The organism is Amycolatopsis methanolica 239 (genome assembly GCF_000739085.1).
Taxonomy (GTDB): Bacteria; Actinomycetota; Actinomycetes; order Mycobacteriales; family Pseudonocardiaceae; genus Amycolatopsis_E; species Amycolatopsis_E methanolica.
The window spans coordinates 7,181,049-7,196,199 of the sequence record NZ_CP009110.1; the positions used below are offsets into that span (position 1 = coordinate 7,181,049).

14 protein-coding genes are annotated in these 15,151 nt (G+C 71.8%); 6 read left to right on the plus strand and 8 right to left on the minus strand.

Features of this window, described 5'->3' with window-relative positions; translation table 11 throughout:
• Positions 1–186: 186 nt before the first annotated feature.
• The 4 genes from AMETH_RS35170 to AMETH_RS35185 all read right to left on the minus strand — a co-directional run bounded on the left by AMETH_RS35170 (position 187) and on the right by AMETH_RS35185 (position 3,049).
• A complete protein-coding gene (locus tag AMETH_RS35170; RefSeq protein ID WP_156131769.1) occupies positions 187–1,098 on the minus strand; it encodes a hypothetical protein in 912 nt (303 codons plus the stop codon).
• 287 nt (positions 1,099–1,385) lie between these two features.
• Positions 1,386–1,631, minus strand: a complete 246-nt coding sequence (locus AMETH_RS35175; protein ID WP_017985903.1) for a hypothetical protein — start codon at positions 1,629–1,631, stop codon at positions 1,386–1,388.
• Between the two features lie 38 nt (positions 1,632–1,669).
• Complete coding sequence (locus AMETH_RS35180) at positions 1,670–2,128, minus strand: hypothetical protein (RefSeq protein ID WP_017985904.1); 459 nt, start codon at positions 2,126–2,128, stop codon at positions 1,670–1,672.
• Positions 2,129–2,344: 216 nt separating this feature from the next.
• Entirely contained in the window at positions 2,345–3,049 is a 705-nt protein-coding gene (locus tag AMETH_RS35185) for a hypothetical protein (protein ID WP_017985905.1), read from the minus strand.
• 196 nt (positions 3,050–3,245) lie between these two features.
• Between AMETH_RS35185 and AMETH_RS35190 the strand changes: the two genes are divergently transcribed.
• From AMETH_RS35190 to AMETH_RS35205, 4 genes are read left to right on the plus strand one after another with little or no spacing between them, the layout of a single operon-like run.
• Positions 3,246–4,424: an AI-2E family transporter gene (locus tag AMETH_RS35190; protein ID WP_017985906.1), complete on the plus strand. Its 1,179-nt coding sequence runs from the start codon at positions 3,246–3,248 to the stop codon at positions 4,422–4,424.
• Positions 4,421–5,557 carry a MacS family sensor histidine kinase gene (gene macS, locus AMETH_RS35195; RefSeq protein ID WP_017985907.1) on the plus strand — a complete coding sequence of 379 codons (1,137 nt, stop codon included), beginning with the start codon at positions 4,421–4,423 and terminating at the stop codon, positions 5,555–5,557. Before AMETH_RS35190 ends, macS begins: the two co-directional genes overlap by 4 nt.
• Complete coding sequence (locus AMETH_RS35200) at positions 5,554–6,198, plus strand: response regulator (protein ID WP_017985908.1); 645 nt, start codon at positions 5,554–5,556, stop codon at positions 6,196–6,198. Before macS ends, AMETH_RS35200 begins: the two co-directional genes overlap by 4 nt.
• A 48-nt stretch (positions 6,199–6,246) precedes the next feature.
• The gene (locus AMETH_RS35205) at positions 6,247–6,864 is read left to right on the plus strand and encodes a DUF1707 SHOCT-like domain-containing protein (RefSeq protein ID WP_017985909.1); all 618 of its coding nucleotides are present in this window, start codon (positions 6,247–6,249) and stop codon (positions 6,862–6,864) included.
• Positions 6,865–7,250: 386 nt separating this feature from the next.
• Here AMETH_RS35205 and ptsP read toward each other — a convergent pair whose 3' ends face one another.
• The gene (gene ptsP / locus AMETH_RS35210) at positions 7,251–8,882 is read right to left on the minus strand and encodes a phosphoenolpyruvate--protein phosphotransferase (RefSeq protein WP_017985910.1); all 1,632 of its coding nucleotides are present in this window, start codon (positions 8,880–8,882) and stop codon (positions 7,251–7,253) included.
• 395 nt (positions 8,883–9,277) lie between these two features.
• Between ptsP and AMETH_RS35215 the strand changes: the two genes are divergently transcribed.
• On the plus strand, positions 9,278–10,021 hold the full coding sequence (locus tag AMETH_RS35215) for a TetR/AcrR family transcriptional regulator (RefSeq protein ID WP_017985911.1): 744 nt from the start codon (positions 9,278–9,280) through the stop codon (positions 10,019–10,021).
• Here the strand turns inward: AMETH_RS35215 and leuS are convergent.
• Positions 10,018–12,852, minus strand: a complete 2,835-nt coding sequence (gene leuS / locus AMETH_RS35220) for a leucine--tRNA ligase (protein ID WP_017985912.1) — start codon at positions 12,850–12,852, stop codon at positions 10,018–10,020. The genes AMETH_RS35215 and leuS overlap by 4 nt on opposite strands.
• Before the next feature lie 34 nt (positions 12,853–12,886).
• Entirely contained in the window at positions 12,887–13,978 is a 1,092-nt protein-coding gene (locus AMETH_RS35225; protein WP_026153646.1) for an esterase-like activity of phytase family protein, read from the minus strand.
• 66 nt (positions 13,979–14,044) lie between these two features.
• Here AMETH_RS35225 and AMETH_RS35230 point away from each other — a divergent pair, with 66 nt between their 5' ends.
• Complete coding sequence (locus AMETH_RS35230; protein WP_017985914.1) at positions 14,045–14,449, plus strand: SdpI family protein; 405 nt, start codon at positions 14,045–14,047, stop codon at positions 14,447–14,449.
• Here AMETH_RS35230 and AMETH_RS35235 read toward each other — a convergent pair.
• Positions 14,446–15,018: a YqgE/AlgH family protein gene (locus AMETH_RS35235; protein ID WP_026153647.1), complete on the minus strand. Its 573-nt coding sequence runs from the start codon at positions 15,016–15,018 to the stop codon at positions 14,446–14,448. The genes AMETH_RS35230 and AMETH_RS35235 overlap by 4 nt on opposite strands.
• Positions 15,019–15,151: the final 133 nt, after the last annotated feature.

Here is a 15,151-nt window from a genome sequence, read left to right on the forward strand (position 1 = left end):
TCCTTTTCTTCGGGTTCCCTTGCGGGGCTTGAGGGTCGGTGCGCTCACGGAGCACCGGGGTTCGCGGGCACGGGTGAGTGCGCCCGCGAGGGCTGAAAAGCGGGGTGCTCTGGCTGCGCGCGCGACACCGGCCCGAAGAAGGGGCACGGCGAACAGGGCGGCGCTTCGAGCTACCCCGCGCGGAAATCAGTCAGGAGTGACACCGGGCTGCTCGCCCGGCTGAACCGGCGTGTGCCGGGAAACGATGCGGACGGCGCTGCGGTCGTCCACACCACGCACGGCCGGGCCGCCGGCGGGAACGCCGAACAGCAGGCCGTCGATGTGACCCCCGGTGACAGCGCCACCGGGGGAGAACGGAACACCCGCGGGCGCGAGCGGTCCGCGCAGCGGCGAGTGCGGGAACTGGTCTCCGTGCTCGCCCTCGGTACGGTCCGCGGCGCGGTCGTGCTGACCGTCCTTGGCCGACTGGCCGTGCGTGCTGCCCGAAAGCGCGTTGGCGACCGGGCCCATCACGGCGTCGGCGGCGGGAGCGGGCAGGACCTCGGCCGCGGGAAGCGCGGCCGGCTGACCGTCGTCGCCCGAGCCGTCCAGGCTCGGCAGCTTGCTCAGGCTTGCGCCCGTCGGGTGCAGGACGTTCCACACCTTGTGGCCGAAGTCCTTGACCGCGGGCGGCGGGGTCAGTGCCTGTCCGATCACCTGCGGCGCGTCCTGCGGCTTGCGGCTGATGTGCTCGGCCGTGCCGAGGGTGCGCTCGACCGGGTGCAGCACCGCATCGCGCGTGAACGAGTGGATCGTCTGGCGCAGGTCCGCCGCGGCCTCGTCGCCGCGGGCGGGGTCGACCGGACCGCCGGCCATGCCGTACTTCAGCACGGTCGCCGTGGCGTTGCCGACCAGGTCGGACGCGCCCCAGGTGAGGTCGTCGGTCGCGGTGACCACGCGGTCGGTGACCGGGGTCGGCTCGTCACCGCTCGTGCGCGTGTCGGCGGGAGCGGGGGCGATCTGGGTGGCGGAGGCGGTGGCGTCGCCGATCAGCCAGGCGGCCGCCGTGCCGAGTGCGGCACCGGCGATCACGAGCAGGGCGCGGACGAGCCAGCGCACGGCGGATGCCGTACCCCGTCCCATGGCCGCGTTCGCCTGCAACACCGTTCTCCTGTCGAAAAAGTTGATCGCGGTGTCCCCGCCGGATCGTGTCCGAAACGTATTCGCATTGATGCGGTAACCGCTTGCGCTGTCGAGATAACCAAACCCCGGGCGGCCCTCGCACCTTCGACACGACTTGATCGCACGATCGTGTGAAGAACACTGGGTGTGGTCGGGCCTCACTGGAGGTGACCACACCCTGGTGCGCCCAGGATGCGAGGGATCCTGGGCGCACCAAGGGAAAATCAGCCCAGCGCGCCCTGCACGATGGACGGGATCGCACCCGCCCAGGCAGAGCTGACGAGGCCGGCGGCACCCGCACCGGCCAGCGCACCGGACTCGTTCCAGGCGTTGACGTAGTCCGCGCCCGTCGGATATGACGGCACGACCACCGGAGCGGTCAGCTCGTCGGCCGACGCCGTTCCGGCGAAGGCGAAGGCGCCGAGGGCGAGAGCGAAAGCGGCGGTGCCGCGGATCAGGGTCTTGCGCATGACGTGCACTCCTTGTGTTGTGGTTGTGGGTGAAAGCGCTATCCGAGGGCGCCCTGCACGATGGACGGGATCGCACCCGCCCAGGCAGAGCTGACGAGGCCGGCGGCGCCCCCGCCGGCGAGCGCACCGGACTCGTTCCAGGCGTTGACGTAGTCCGCGCCCGTCGGGTGCGACGGCACGACCACCGGAGCGGTCAGTCCGCTGTCGTCCCGGACGCCGGTGGCCCCCGCCGCCCCCTGCAGGATCGACGGGATCGCGCCCGCCCACGCCGAGCTGACGAGCCCCGCGGCGCCGGCGCCGAAGCAGGCCCCGGACTGGTTCCACGCGTTGACGTAGTCGCTGCCGGTCGGCCCCGACGGCACCTGCGCGGGGCAGGTCAGGCCGGACGGTTCCGATCCGGTCGCCGCCGACGCCGTCCCCCCGGTGGCGCCCATCGCGAGCAGGCCGGCCCCCACCAGCACCGCCGCCGCCGTCGTCTTGCGGAATTTGCTGAACATCGTCAATGCACTCCTCTTCATTCGGCCGGAAGTTCCACGCACTCCCGTCGCAAATGACGTTAAACGTCGAATGGAAGAATTCACCAGATCGACTACCCAGAAGTGTGAAGAAAGCGTTTCCGGGCAGCACAAACAGCCGCCCAACTGCTGGTCAGAGCGGCTAAAAAAGGGCACATCGGGGAACAGTTGGAAAACTCGCTGATAATTACGCGGTAATCAGTCGGGGGAGACCTGCGGGCGGTCCGCCCGGATGAATTCAGTGAAGTCCGGACGGAAGCGGTCGGCGGTTCCGGCCGACACCGGCGGTGGCGCCGGACGTGGCGGGCACGCGCCGGCCGTGTCCGTGGGGTGCGCTGTAGCCGTGCAGACTCCGTTCGCGGGCGGCACCGGAGCCGCCGGTTCCGGCACGTCCGGCCTCGGCTCCACCGGCCGCGGCTGGTCGGGCACCGCGTCCGGCGCCGGTTCCGGGAGCCGGACCGGCGCGACCACGTCCTTGACTGCCTGCGGCGCCAGCGGCGTGACCCGCACCGGAACCGGTTGCGGCTTCGGTGGTGGCGTCGCCGGGGCGGCTCGGCGAGGCGGGGCCGGTGGCGGGACGCTCGCCCGGGTCGCGCTGGTGGTCCCGGTCGCGTGCGGGCGCACCGGTTCCCGGAACACCGGCTTGGTGCCGGTCAGCCCGGCGACGATCCGGTCGGTCCGCAGCGGCGGCACGACCACCTCGGTCACCTGCCGCACGGCCTCGTGCACCGGTTTGGTCGCCGTGCCGACCAGGTCGGTCAACGGGGCCAGTGGATCCGGCCACTCCTCGGCGGCTGACGCCGAGGAGGCGAGCAGCCAGGACACCAGCGTGACCGCGAACGCCCCGGCGATACCGAGCAGCACGCGCACCGGGGTGGTCCCGGCCGTGGTCCGTCGCGACATGGAGAAGTTTCCACTCCCCTCATCGCGCTAGGTGCTCAACGCGATCACGCAGTGTCGATCTTGACCGAGGTTGACATACCGGCGGAACCTGCGCTGGCCGGCTGCCGGCACTGCGCCTGATCGTGTGACGACCAGGGCGGGACGCCGCTTGCGCGAGTTGCGCTGCCGTATTCGTCCGGCTCGATAGGGTGGATCCGTGAGTGAGCCGCAGCCCCCGAAGTACGGATTCCTCAGCGACGACTCGGTCGTCCCGCGCGGGCTCCGGGTCAGCGCCGCGTTCAGCTGGCGGTTCCTCGTGGTGGCCGCGGCCGCCTACCTCATCCTGCGACTGCTCGCCTTCCTGTCGGTCGTGGTGATCCCGGTGGCGATCGCGCTGCTGCTCGCCGCGCTGCTCGCCCCGGCGGTGGCGCGGCTCGTGCAGGTCCGGGTGCCCCGGGGGCTCGCGACGGCGATCGTGCTGATCGGCGGGCTCGCGGTGCTCGGCGGGCTGCTCGCGTTCGTGGTCATCAACGTCACCAACGGCCTGCCCGCGCTGACCAGCCAGGTCAACAACAGCCTCGACCAGATCCGCGACTGGCTGATCAACGACCTGCACCTCAAGCAGGAGCAGATCCAGCAGTTCCTCGACAACTCGATCGCGTTCCTGCAGGACAACCAGGCGGCGTTCACCAACAGCGCGCTCACCACGGCGACCACCGTCGGCGAGATCCTCACCGGGTTCGTGCTGACGCTGTTCGTCACGATCTTCTTCCTGGCAGGTGGGGAAAAGATCTGGAGCTGGCTGATGCTGGGCGTCCCGGGCCAGGTCCGGCAGCGGGTGGACGTCGCGGGGCGGCGCGGCTTCGCCTCGCTCGTCGCGTTCGTCCGCGCCACGGCCGCGGTCGCGGTCGTGGACGCCGTCGGCGTCGGGATCGGCCTGGCGATCCTCGGCGTCCCGCTCGCGATCCCGCTGTCCACGCTGGTGTTCCTCGGCGCGTTCATCCCGATCTTCGGCGCGGTGATCACCGGTGCGGTCGCCGTACTCGTCGCGCTGGTCACCAAGGGCTTCGTCACCGCGCTGATCGTGCTGGCGATCCTGATCGCGGTGATGCAGCTGGAGAGCCACATCCTGCAGCCGCTGCTGCTCGGCCGTGCCGTGAAGCTGCACCCGCTGGCCGTGGTGCTCGGGATCGCCGCAGGCCTCGTCATCTACGGCATCCCGGGCGCGTTGCTCGCGGTGCCGCTGATGTCGATCATCAACGCCGGGGTGCGCTCGCTGCTGCACGAAACCGATCCGGACCCGGCCGAGGTCGACGTCCTGCACTACATCGAAGCCGTGCCCAACGCCGAACCCGCGGAGGCGGACGAGGAGCCCGGCGAACCGGGCAAGTCGTGAGCCGCCGGTTCGGCCCGACGGCGCGCGAACCGGCCACCCCGCTGTGGTGGGGCACGATCGGCCTGCGCGTGCTGACGCTGCTGTTCGCACTGGGTGCCGTGATCGTGCACAGCGACGGCTACCAGCGCCCGTGGCTGGCCTGGACCGTGCTCGGCGCGATGGCGTTGTGGACGATCGCGACCGCGCTGGTCTACGCGCGCGAGGCGCTGCGGTGGCGCTGGCGCTGGTTCGTCCTCGCCGACGTCGTGGTCACCTGCGCGCTGATGCTGACCTCGCCGTGGATCCTGACCGACGCGCAGAACGCGGCCGTGGCGCCGCTGATCACGACCGTGTGGGTGGCCGGCGCGCCGGTCGCCGCCGGCACCCGCTTCGGCGGGGTCGGTGGGGTGGCCGCGGGACTCGTGGTCGCGGCCGCGACGGGGATCGCGCGACAGGGGTTCACGCTCGACGTGGCGCGCGACGGTGTGCTGCTGGTCGCGAGCGGGCTGCTGATCGGGATGAGCGCGACGACCGCCCGCAAGTCGGCGGCGGTGCTCGCCGAGGCGCTGCGCACCGAGGTCGCGAACGCCGAGCGGGAACGGCTGGCGCGCGACATCCACGACAGCGTGCTGCAGGTGCTGGCGCGCGTCCGGCGGCGCGGCGCCGAACTGGGCGGGGAGGCGGCCGAGCTCGCCGAACTGGCCGGTGAGCAGGAGATCGCGCTGCGGGCGCTGGTCACCACCGCGCCGACGCGGCACAGCACCGGCGAGACCGACCTGCGTGCCGCGCTGCAGTTGCTGGGGTCGTCGAAGGTGCAGGTCTCCGCTCCGGCCGGTGAGGTGAACCTGCCGTCGCGGACGACCGCGGAGCTGGTGGCCGTCGTCCGCGAGGCGCTGTCCAACGTCGACAAGCACGCCGGTCCGGCGGCCAAGGCGTGGGTGCTGCTGGAGGACGTCGGCCGCGAAGTCGTGGTGACCGTGCGGGACGACGGCCCGGGCATCCCCGAGGGACGGCTCGCGGATGCGGCGGGTGAGGGCCGGCTGGGCGTTGTTCGCTCGATGCGGGGACGGGTGGCGGAACTCGGTGGCACGATCTCCCTGGAGACCGCGCCAGGGCAGGGGACCGAATGGGAGATCCGGGTGCCGAGGAAATGATCAGCGTGATGGTCGTCGACGACCACCCGATCTGGCGCGACGGCGTGGCGCGCGACCTGACCGAGAACGGCTTCGACGTGCGGGCGACCGCGCCGGACGCCACCGCCGCGGTGCGCATCGCGGCCGCGGTCCGGCCGGACGTGGTGCTGATGGACATGAACCTGGGCAGCACCTCCGGGGTGGACGCGACGCGCGAGATCACCACGTCGCTGCCGGACACCCGGGTGCTGGTGCTGTCGGCCAGCGGTGAGCACAGCGACGTGCTGGAGGCGGTCAAGGCCGGGGCGTCCGGGTACCTGGTGAAGTCGGCGTCGGTGCGGGAACTGGTCGGGGCGGTGCGCCGGACGGCAGAGGGCGATCCGGTGTTCACGCCCGGGCTGGCCGGACTGGTGCTGGGCGAGTACCGGCGGATGGCGGACGCGCCGGCGGGCGGGGTGGCTCCGCCGCGGCTGACCGAACGGGAGACCGACGTGCTGCGGCTGGTCGCGAAGGGCCTCACGGCGCGGCAGATCGCCGAGCGGCTCGTGTTGTCGCACCGAACGGTGGAGAACCACGTGCAGTCGACGCTGCGGAAGCTGCAACTGCACAACCGCGTGGAGCTCGCGCGCTACGCGATCGAGCACGGGCTGGACAAAGACTAGGGATTTTCCCGGATCTCGGCTCGGGGTCCGCGGCCGTAGCGTGGTGGCATGGGCGAGGAGACCGGGACCAAGCCGATGAGCCCGCGCGACCTGCGGGTGTCGGACGCGGAGCGCGAGCACGTCGTCGAGGTGCTGCAGAAGGCGATCGGCCGCGGCATGATCGACCTGGACGAGTTCACCGAGCGCACCGACACGGCGCTCGCGGCGCGCACTCGGGGCGAGCTGAACGCGGTGCTCGCGGACCTGCCCGGGCTGGTGCACCCCGACGTCTACCCGGCCGCGCCGCCGGTGTCGTACTCGCCGGACCAGCGGCTCGAGCTGAACGCGAAGTACTCGGCGCTGGTGCGCAACGGCCGCTGGCTGGTGCCGCCGGAGGTCGTGGTGCGCAACCGGTACGGCTCGACGAAGCTCGACTTCAGCGAGGCGCAGGTGAGCAGCCCGGTGGTGCGCGTCGAGCTGGACTGCAAGTGGGGCTCGGTCGAGGTGATCATCCCGGAGCACGCGGCGGTCGACCTGAACGCGATCACCGAGATCAAGTACGGCTCGCTGCAGGACAAGACGGGTTCGGATGGCCGGCCGGGCAACCCGCGGCTGGTGTTCGCCGGACGGTTGCACGGGGGCTCGCTGGTGATCCGCCACCCGCGGCGGGGGATCTTCGGCCTGTAGCGGCGGTCGGGGGCGGCGCGCCGGAGAGCGCGCCGGAGGCGCGATGGCGTCGGGGGGTCGGAGAGCGGGCGGCACCGGCGCGGCTGAGGGCGGTCGCGCCGCCGCCCTCCTCGGTGGCGCACTCGCGCCGGAGGGTGCCGCCGCCCGGCGGTCAGCTCTGGAGGGCCGGCAAATCCGCCGAAACGGCAGACCGCCCGAGGGCGGCGCACCCTCGGGCGGGGCACCACGGTCCGTGGGCGCCGTCAGCTGCGGGCGGTCATTCCCGGGCGCCCAAGGCGCTGCGGGTCGGTGTGACGCGGGACCTGGCGCGCGGGCAACCGTTGGCGCCAGCAGCACCCCGCGAGCAGCACATCGCCAGCAGCACTGCCCCACCAGCGGTGTGCGGGTCAGCCCCTTGCAGCGGCCCGGGCCTGGGCCGGTGTCGCGGCCTTGAGCGCCGCCCGAGCCGCTGCCTCGCAGTCCGCCAGCGTAGCTGTGGCCAGGCCGGCTCCCACGGCGCGGATCGCGCTCGCGTTCATCGACAGGCTCGTCATGCCCAGGCCGGTGAGCACGCGGGCCAGCAGCGGGTCCGCGGCCGCCTCACCGCACACGCCCGCCGGTTTGCCGCTCGCCTTCGCGGCCGCGCCGATCATCGCGATCAGCCGCAGCAGCGCGGGCTGCCACGGGTCGTTCAGGCCCGCCACCGCGCCCAGCTGCCGGTCCGCGGCGAACGTGTACTGCGCCAGGTCGTTCGTGCCGACCGAGACGAAGTCGACCGCCGCCAGGATCTCCTCGGCCGCCAATGCCGCCGCGGGCACCTCGATCATCACCCCGGCCCGCGCGATCCCGGCCGCCCGCACGCGTTCCGCGAACCACGCCGCCTCCTCGGCCGTCGCCACCATCGGCGCCATCACCGACACCTCGGCGCCCGAATCCGCGGCCGCGCCCGCGATCGCCTCCAGTTGCCGGTCCAGCACGTCCGGCCGGTCGAACGCCACGCGCAGGCCCCGCACGCCGAGCGCCGGGTTCGGTTCCGCCGCCGGGGACAGGAAGGCCAGCGGCTTGTCGGCGCCCGCGTCGAGCGTCCGCACGATCACCGGCTTGCCCGCGAACGGCGCCAGCACCGCGGCGTACGCGGCACGCTGCTCGCCGACCGGCGGCTCGGCCGGGGCATCCAGGTAGCAGAACTCCGTGCGGAACAGGCCGACGCCCTCCGCGCCCGCGTCCGCGGCGGCGCGGGCGTCCGCGGGTGAGCCGACGTTGCCGAGCACCTTGACCCGGTGGTCGTCCGCCGTCGCCCCGATGCCGTTCCACTCCGACGCGCCCTCGCGCGTCGCGGCGACCACCGGGGCGTCCGCCGCGACGACCTCCACCACGCCGGTGTCGCCGTCCACCAGCAGCGCGTCCGCCTCCAGCGCGAGGACCCCGCGCACCGCCACCACCGCCGGGATGCCCAGCGACCGGGCCAGGATCGCGGTGTGACTGGTCGGCCCGCCCTCTTCGGTCACCAACGCGAGCACCCGCGCCGGGTCGAGGCCCGCCGTGTCGGCAGGCGCCAGGTCCCGCGCGACGAGCACGCTCGGGCCCGCCAGGTCCGGCACGCCCGGCGGCGCCACACCCCGCAGCTCCGCGATCACGCGGTCCCGGATGTCCTCGATGTCGCGGACCCGCTCGGCCATGTACCCACCGGCTGCTGCAAGCGCTTTCGCGAAGCCGTTCGCCGCCTCGTAGACCGCCCGCTCGGCAGGCCTGCCTTCCGCGGCCACCAACCGTTCCGCCTCGCTGATCAGCGCCGGGTCGCCCGCCATCGCCGCGCTGGTCAGCAGGATCGTCGCGGCGTCGCCGGACGCCTGGCCCGCAAGCGCTTCCAGCCGCTCGGCGACCACGCGCGCGGCGGGGGCGATCCGCGCGGCCTCGGCCTGCGGATCGGACGGCGCGGGCCCGCTCTCGGGCGCGCCGGCGGGTTCGGCCACGGCGACGACCGGACCGCTCGCGCGACCCGGGCTCACCGGCACCCCGGACAGCCTCGTTTCCGACATGGTCTAGACCATACCCTCTCCGGATCCGTTCCCGACCAGCGTTCCACGAACCCGCGGCTTCCGCAGCCGTCGGCCTGGGCGGGCCGCGCGACCCGACCGCCGGGTAGCCCGTCCGGGCACTCTTCGGAATGCAAACGTGAAGATTCTTGTAACTTCTGCGGCTGATGGTGCGACACTAGAGTGAGCGTTCGCGACGTTCACCCGATCGGGGCAATCTCGACATCGGGCCGTCCCGCCAGGGTTCACGCGGGCTCTCACATGGCGTCCGGCACCGGTTGCGCCACCGGAAGCCGGGCATCGGGTCGCTGGTACCGATCGCGTAGCCCCCCGAGCGATCGGTACCGGCGGCGCCCGATTCCGTCGGAAATGCCGCGCTCACCTTCTAGAATGCCGGGATGGACAAGCCGACCCGACGGGGTCGCGAGCGCGCGGCGACCGATCAGGACATCCGCCGCACCGCGCGCAAGCTCCTCGTCGAGCACGGACCGGAAGCCGTGACGTTGCGGGCCATCGCCCGCGAGCTCGGCATCACCGCACCCGCCCTCTACCGGTACTACGGCTCACGCGACGACCTCGTCGAGCACCTCCGCCTCGACGTCGTCGCCGACCTGGCCGCCGAACTCACCGAAGAACTCTCCGGGCTGCCCGACGACGGCGCGGTCCAGCTCTTCGCGATCTGCCGCGGCTTCCGCCGCTGGGCGCTCACCCACACCAAGGAGTTCACGCTCGTGTTCGCGTCGCCGACCGGCGAGGTCGGCTCGGCCGCGGGCAGCGTGGCGACCCTGAACCGGGCCAACGAGCCGTTCGGCCGGATCTTCCTCACCGCGGCCGGGCACCTGCTGGCCAACTTCCAGCTGGAGATCCCGCCCGCCGAAGCGGTGCCCGTCGAACTGCACGACGACCTGGCCGCGTTCCAGGACGACCTGCTGGCGGTGCTGCGCGAATCCGGCGTCGACTTCCCGCCCGACAAGCTCGACCTGGGCACCACGTACGTGATGATCCAGTTCTGGGCGCGCCTCTACGGGCACGTGACGCTGGAGGTGTTCGGCAACTACCCGATCCCGATGTCCAAGCCGGACGCCGTGTTCGACGCGCTGCTGGCCGACCTCGCGCGCGAGATCGGCCTCGACACCCCCTAGAGGACCACGTTCACCAGGCGGCCTGGCACGACGATGACCTTGCGCGGCGTGCCGCCGTTCAGCAGCGCCACGATCTTCTCGTCGGCCAGCGCGGCGGCCTCTACGGCGTCCTTCGCCGCGTCGGCGGGCACCTGGATCCGGGCGCGGACCTTGCCGTTGACCTGGATCGGGTACTCCACCGTGTCCTCGACCAGGAACTTCTCGTCCGCGACGGGGAACGGGCCGTGCACCAGCGAGTCCTCGTGGCCCAGCCGGTGCCACAGCTCCTCGGCGATGTGCGGGCACAGCGGCGCCAGCATCAGCACCAGCGGCTCGACCAGCTCGCGCGGCGTCGCCTCGGCGGCGCCGTAGACCTTGGTCAGGTGGTTGTTGTACTCGATCAGCTTCGCGCCGGCGGTGTTGAAGCGCAGGCCCGAGTAGTCGTCGCGGACCCCGGCGATGGTCCGGTGCAGGATCCGGCGGTCCTCGTCCGTCGCCTCCGCGCCGGACACGCGCAGCTCACCGGTCTGCTCGGAGACCACCAGCCGCCACACGCGCTGCAGGAACCGGTGGGCGCCGACGACGTCCTTGGTCGCCCACGGCCGGGAGTCGGCCAGCGGGCCCATCGACATCTCGTAGAACCGGAAGGTGTCGGCCCCGTAGTCCGCCGCCATCTGGTCGGGCGTGACCACGTTCTTCAGGCTCTTGCCCATCTTCCCGTACTCTTGCTTGACTTCCTTGCCCTGGTGGAAGAACTTGCCGTCCTTCTCCTCGACCTCGTCGGCCGGGACGTAGAAGCCGCGCTCGTCGGTGTAGGCGTAGGCCTGGATGTAGCCCTGGTTGAACAGCCGCCGGTACGGCTCCTCAGCGCTGACGTACCCCAGGTCGAACAGCACCTTCTGCCAGAACCGCGAGTACAGCAGGTGCAGCACCGCGTGCTCGACGCCGCCGACGTACAGGTCGACACCGCCCGGGTCGTTCACGCCGTGCTCGGCCGGGCGCGGGCCCATCCAGTACTTCTCGTTGCCCGCGTCGACGAACCGCTCCGCGTTGTCCGGGTCGATGTAGCGCAGCTGGTACCAGCAGGAACCGGCCCAGTTCGGCATCGTGTTGGTGTCGCGGCGGTAGGTCTTCTTGCCGTCGCCGAGGTCCAGCTCGACCTCGACCCAGTCGGTCGCGCGGGACAGCGGCGGCGACGGCTCGCTGTCGGCGTCCTCCGGGTCGAAGGTGCGCGGCGAGTAGTCGTCCACCTCAGGCAGCTCGACCGGCAGCAGGTGCTCCGGGATCGCGTGCGCCTGGCCGTCCTCGTCGTACACGATGGGGAACGGCTCGCCCCAGTACCGCTGCCGCGAGAACAGCCAGTCGCGCAGCTTGTACTGCACCGTGCCGGCGCCGTGGCCGTTCTCCTCCAGCCACTGGATGATCGTCTTCTTGGCGTCGTCGACGTTCATCCCGTCCAGGAAGCCACTGTTGATCGCGACCCCGTCGCCGGTGAACGCCTTGCCGTCGAAGCCCTCGCTCGGCTGGACCGTGCGCACGATCTCCAGGCCGAACTTCTCCGCGAAGTCCCAGTCGCGCTGGTCCTGCGCCGGCACCGCCATGATCGCGCCGGTGCCGTAGCCCATCAGCACGTAGTCGGCGATGAAGACCGGGATCTCCTTGCCGTTGACCGGGTTCACCGCATACGAGCCGACGAAGACGCCCGTCTTGTCCTTGCTCTCCTGGCGGTCCAGTTCGGACTTGCGGGACGCGGCGCGCCGGTAGGCGGCGACGGCCTCGGCCGGGGTGGCGGCCCCACCCGTCCACCGCTCGTCCACATCGGACGGCCATTCCGTCGTGGTCAGCTCGTCGACCAGCGGGTGCTCGGGCGCCAGCACCATGTACGTGGCGCCGAACAGCGTGTCCGGGCGGGTGGTGAAGACCTCGATCTTGTGCTCGCCCGCGGCGAAGGTGACGCGCGCGCCGTGCGAGCGGCCGATCCAGTTGCGCTGCATCGACTTGACCTTCTCCGGCCACTCCAGCCGGTCCAGGTCGTCGACCAGGCGGTCGGCGTAGGCGGTGATGCGCATCATCCACTGACGCAGGTTGCGGCGGAACACCGGGAAGTTGCCGCGCTCGCTACGGCCGTCCGGCGTGACCTCCTCGTTGGACAGCACCGTGCCGAGGCCGGGGCACCAGTTCACCGGCGCCTCGGAGATGTAGGCCAGCCGGTGCTCGTCCAGGATCTTCAGCTGCTCGGCGCGGGTCAGCTCGCACCAGCCGCGGCCGTCGGGCGTGCGGCGCTTGTCCTGCGCGTACTCGGCCTCCAGCTCGACGATCGGGCGGGCCTTGCCCAGCTTCTCGTCGTACCAGGAGTTGTAGATCTTCAGGAAGATCCACTGCGTCCACTTGTAGTAATCCGGGTCGATCGTCGCGATCCGGCGGCGCTCGTCGTGGCCCAGGCCCAGCCTGCGGATCTGCCGCAGGTAGGTCTCCATGTTCTGCTCGGTCGTCGTGCGCGGGTGCTGCCCCGTCTGCACCGCGTACTGCTCCGCGGGCAGGCCGAACGCGTCGAAGCCCATGGTGTGCAGGACGTTACGCCCGATCATCCGGTGGTAGCGGGCGTAGACGTCCGTCGCGATGAAGCCCAGCGGGTGCCCGACGTGCAGACCGGCCCCCGACGGGTAGGGGAACATGTCCTGCACGAAGAGCTTGTCCGAGGGAACGCTGGAGTCGGTCGCCAGCGAGCCGGCCGGGTTCGGTGCGTGGAAGGTGCCGTGATCGGCCCAGTAGTTCTGCCAGCGCAGCTCGACCCGACCGGCCAGCTCGGCGTTGTACCGGTGGCCGGGCGTTTCCTCGATTGCTTCACTCACCCAACCATGGTAAGCGGCCCGGCCTGCCCGGCTCTCAGCGCACCGCGAATGCGATGACCTGCGTGATCTGGCGGGTCGACAGGTTGTCGTCGCTGACCAGCAGCAGTGTCCGCTCGCCGCTCGGCAGACGCGGCCCCCAGGTCATGCCCTCCAGGTTGTCGACCTTGGACAGCGGGTAGTCGGCCAGGTCGAGGAGCAGCTTCTTCCGCACCGGCCGCACCTTCGCGCCGTCCAGCGACGCGGTGTGCAGGACGTTCGTGGCGCCGGCCGTGTTGATCTCGTAGATCCGCACCTTGTTGCCGACGCCGGACACGTAGGAGCGCTCCATCACGAGGAAGCGCGCCGGGTCGAGCGGATCGGCGGCGAGGATCGACGAGACGCCGGTGTCGGTGGCGCCGCCGGGCGGGTTCGAGTCGGCGAAGACCGGCTCCTGCGGGTAGGCGTACTGCGCGAGGACCGGACCGGTGCGGGCCTGGACCGTGATCCGGGACAGCGCGCCCCGCTCGGGCGTCGCGACCGGGCCGTCCTGCAGCAGCGGGCCCTCCACCGAGCTGACGACGAGCGTACCCGCGGCGGCGAAGGTGAGGCCTTCCAGCACGAGGTTGCGGCGCGGGCCGGAGTCCGGGCGCATCCGCTCGTTGTCCGGCGTGGGCAGGGTGCGCACATAACCGCCGTCACGCCGGGCCACCTGCACCGACGGGTCGATCAGCGCGGTGTCCGACCGGAAGCCCTCCTGGCTCCAGAAGTAGGCGCCGGTCCACGGGTCGACCCGCATCTCCTCGGGATCGACCGAGTCCTCCGGGTAAGTGCCGCCGTCGGGCTGCCGGAACAGCTGCGCGCCGGTGAAGGTGACCGGGCCGAGCCCGTTGGCGGACACCGGGACCTTCGCCGTGAAGAACCGGGCGGGCGCCTCGGAGGTGTCGTCGGCGATGAAGACGTACTCGCCGGTGCGCGGGTCGTAGTCGATGCTCGACAACTCCCCGATCGTGTAGTCGCCGACGGGCAGTGCGTGCGAGATGATTTGTTCCCCCAGGAAACGCACGGGCGTGGGAGCGGCCTGTGCGGCGGGAGCGACGGTCAAGAGCAGAGAGCCGGCGAGGGCGCCGACCGAGAGTCGCTTCAGCATGGCGTGCAGCACAGCGCATGTGGGTATCCAGCGGGTAGCGCCAACATCACGCTTATCCTCGTTGACGTGTTCGTAGTCGCGCTGGTTCCGCTCGTACTGGGTGTCGTCGTGGGCTGGGGAGGCCTGCTCGGCTGGCGGGAGAAACTCCCGCGCGACCGCGGCGCCGGTGTGCGCACGGCCGCCACCCTGCGCTCCGACGAGGCGTTCCGCGTCGCGAACCGGGTCGCCGGGCTGCCCACGATGGTCGCCGGGGTGGTCGGGATCGTGGCCGGGATCGCCGGCCTGCTCATGCCCGGCACGGCGGGTGCCCTGACCGCGACCGCGATCGGCCTGGTCGGCATGTTCGCCCTGGTCGCCGGTGGTGGCGTGCTGGGCAACCGGGCCGCGGCCGCCGTGCCGCCGCCCGCTCCCGCCGCGCCGGCCGGCTGCTCCGGTTGCGCTTGCGGTGGCTGCGCTGTGCAGCGCGCTTAATTTCGCTGCAAGTCGCCCGGGTGCGTGGCCAGCAAGGCCGTCGGCACACCCTGGCGACGCAGAACTTGGCCCCAGAGGTCCCGCTCCGGCGTGGCCAGCACGTCGCTGGGCAGCGCTGGGACGATGAGCCAGTCACCGCGGTCGATCTCGCCGTCCAGCTGGCCGGAGTCCCAGCCCGCGTAACCCGCGAAGACCCGCAGGCCGCGCACCTTCGGCACCAGCGCGTCCGGATCGGCGTCCAGATCGACCAGCGCCACCGGGCCGCGCACGCCGATCAGCCCCGGCACACCCGATGCGGTCTCCCCGGCGCGCAGCGCGGCCAGGCACAACGCGGTCTTCTTCTCCACCGGGCCGCCGACGAACACCGACTGGGGCTCCACCACGTGCCGTCCCCAGCTGGGCAGCACGTCGTCGACCGGCACGTCGCTCGGGCGGTTGAGGACGACCCCGAGCGTTCCCTCCTCCCGGTGGTCGATGATGAACACCACCGTGCGGCGGAAGTTGGGGTCGAACATCGTAGGAGCGGCGACCAGGAGCGATCCCGGTTCAACCTCGGCGTCCGCTGGCACGCCCCCATGATCCCATTCCCGCAAAACCGGGCCGCACGGCCGGGAACAAGGCGCGGCCCCCACCCGTTGAACAGGGTGGCCGGCGCACTCCGTGTCCCCCGGGCTCACTGAAGAAAAGCCTTTGTGGAATACC

Coding starts and splice junctions, on each gene's coding strand:
- AMETH_RS35205 (WP_017985909.1), top strand. CDS start 6,247: ATGGGCGAGGAGACCGGGACCAAGCCGATGAGCCCGCGCGACCTGCGG.
- AMETH_RS35185 (WP_017985905.1), bottom strand. CDS start 3,049: ATGTCGCGACGGACCACGGCCGGGACCACCCCGGTGCGCGTGCTGCTC.
- AMETH_RS35225 (WP_026153646.1), bottom strand. CDS start 13,978: ATGCTGAAGCGACTCTCGGTCGGCGCCCTCGCCGGCTCTCTGCTCTTG.
- AMETH_RS35175 (WP_017985903.1), bottom strand. CDS start 1,631: ATGCGCAAGACCCTGATCCGCGGCACCGCCGCTTTCGCTCTCGCCCTC.
- AMETH_RS35215 (WP_017985911.1), top strand. CDS start 9,278: ATGGACAAGCCGACCCGACGGGGTCGCGAGCGCGCGGCGACCGATCAG.
- AMETH_RS35180 (WP_017985904.1), bottom strand. CDS start 2,128: ATGTTCAGCAAATTCCGCAAGACGACGGCGGCGGCGGTGCTGGTGGGG.
- ptsP (WP_017985910.1), bottom strand. CDS start 8,882: ATGTCGGAAACGAGGCTGTCCGGGGTGCCGGTGAGCCCGGGTCGCGCG.
- AMETH_RS35200 (WP_017985908.1), top strand. CDS start 5,554: ATGATCAGCGTGATGGTCGTCGACGACCACCCGATCTGGCGCGACGGC.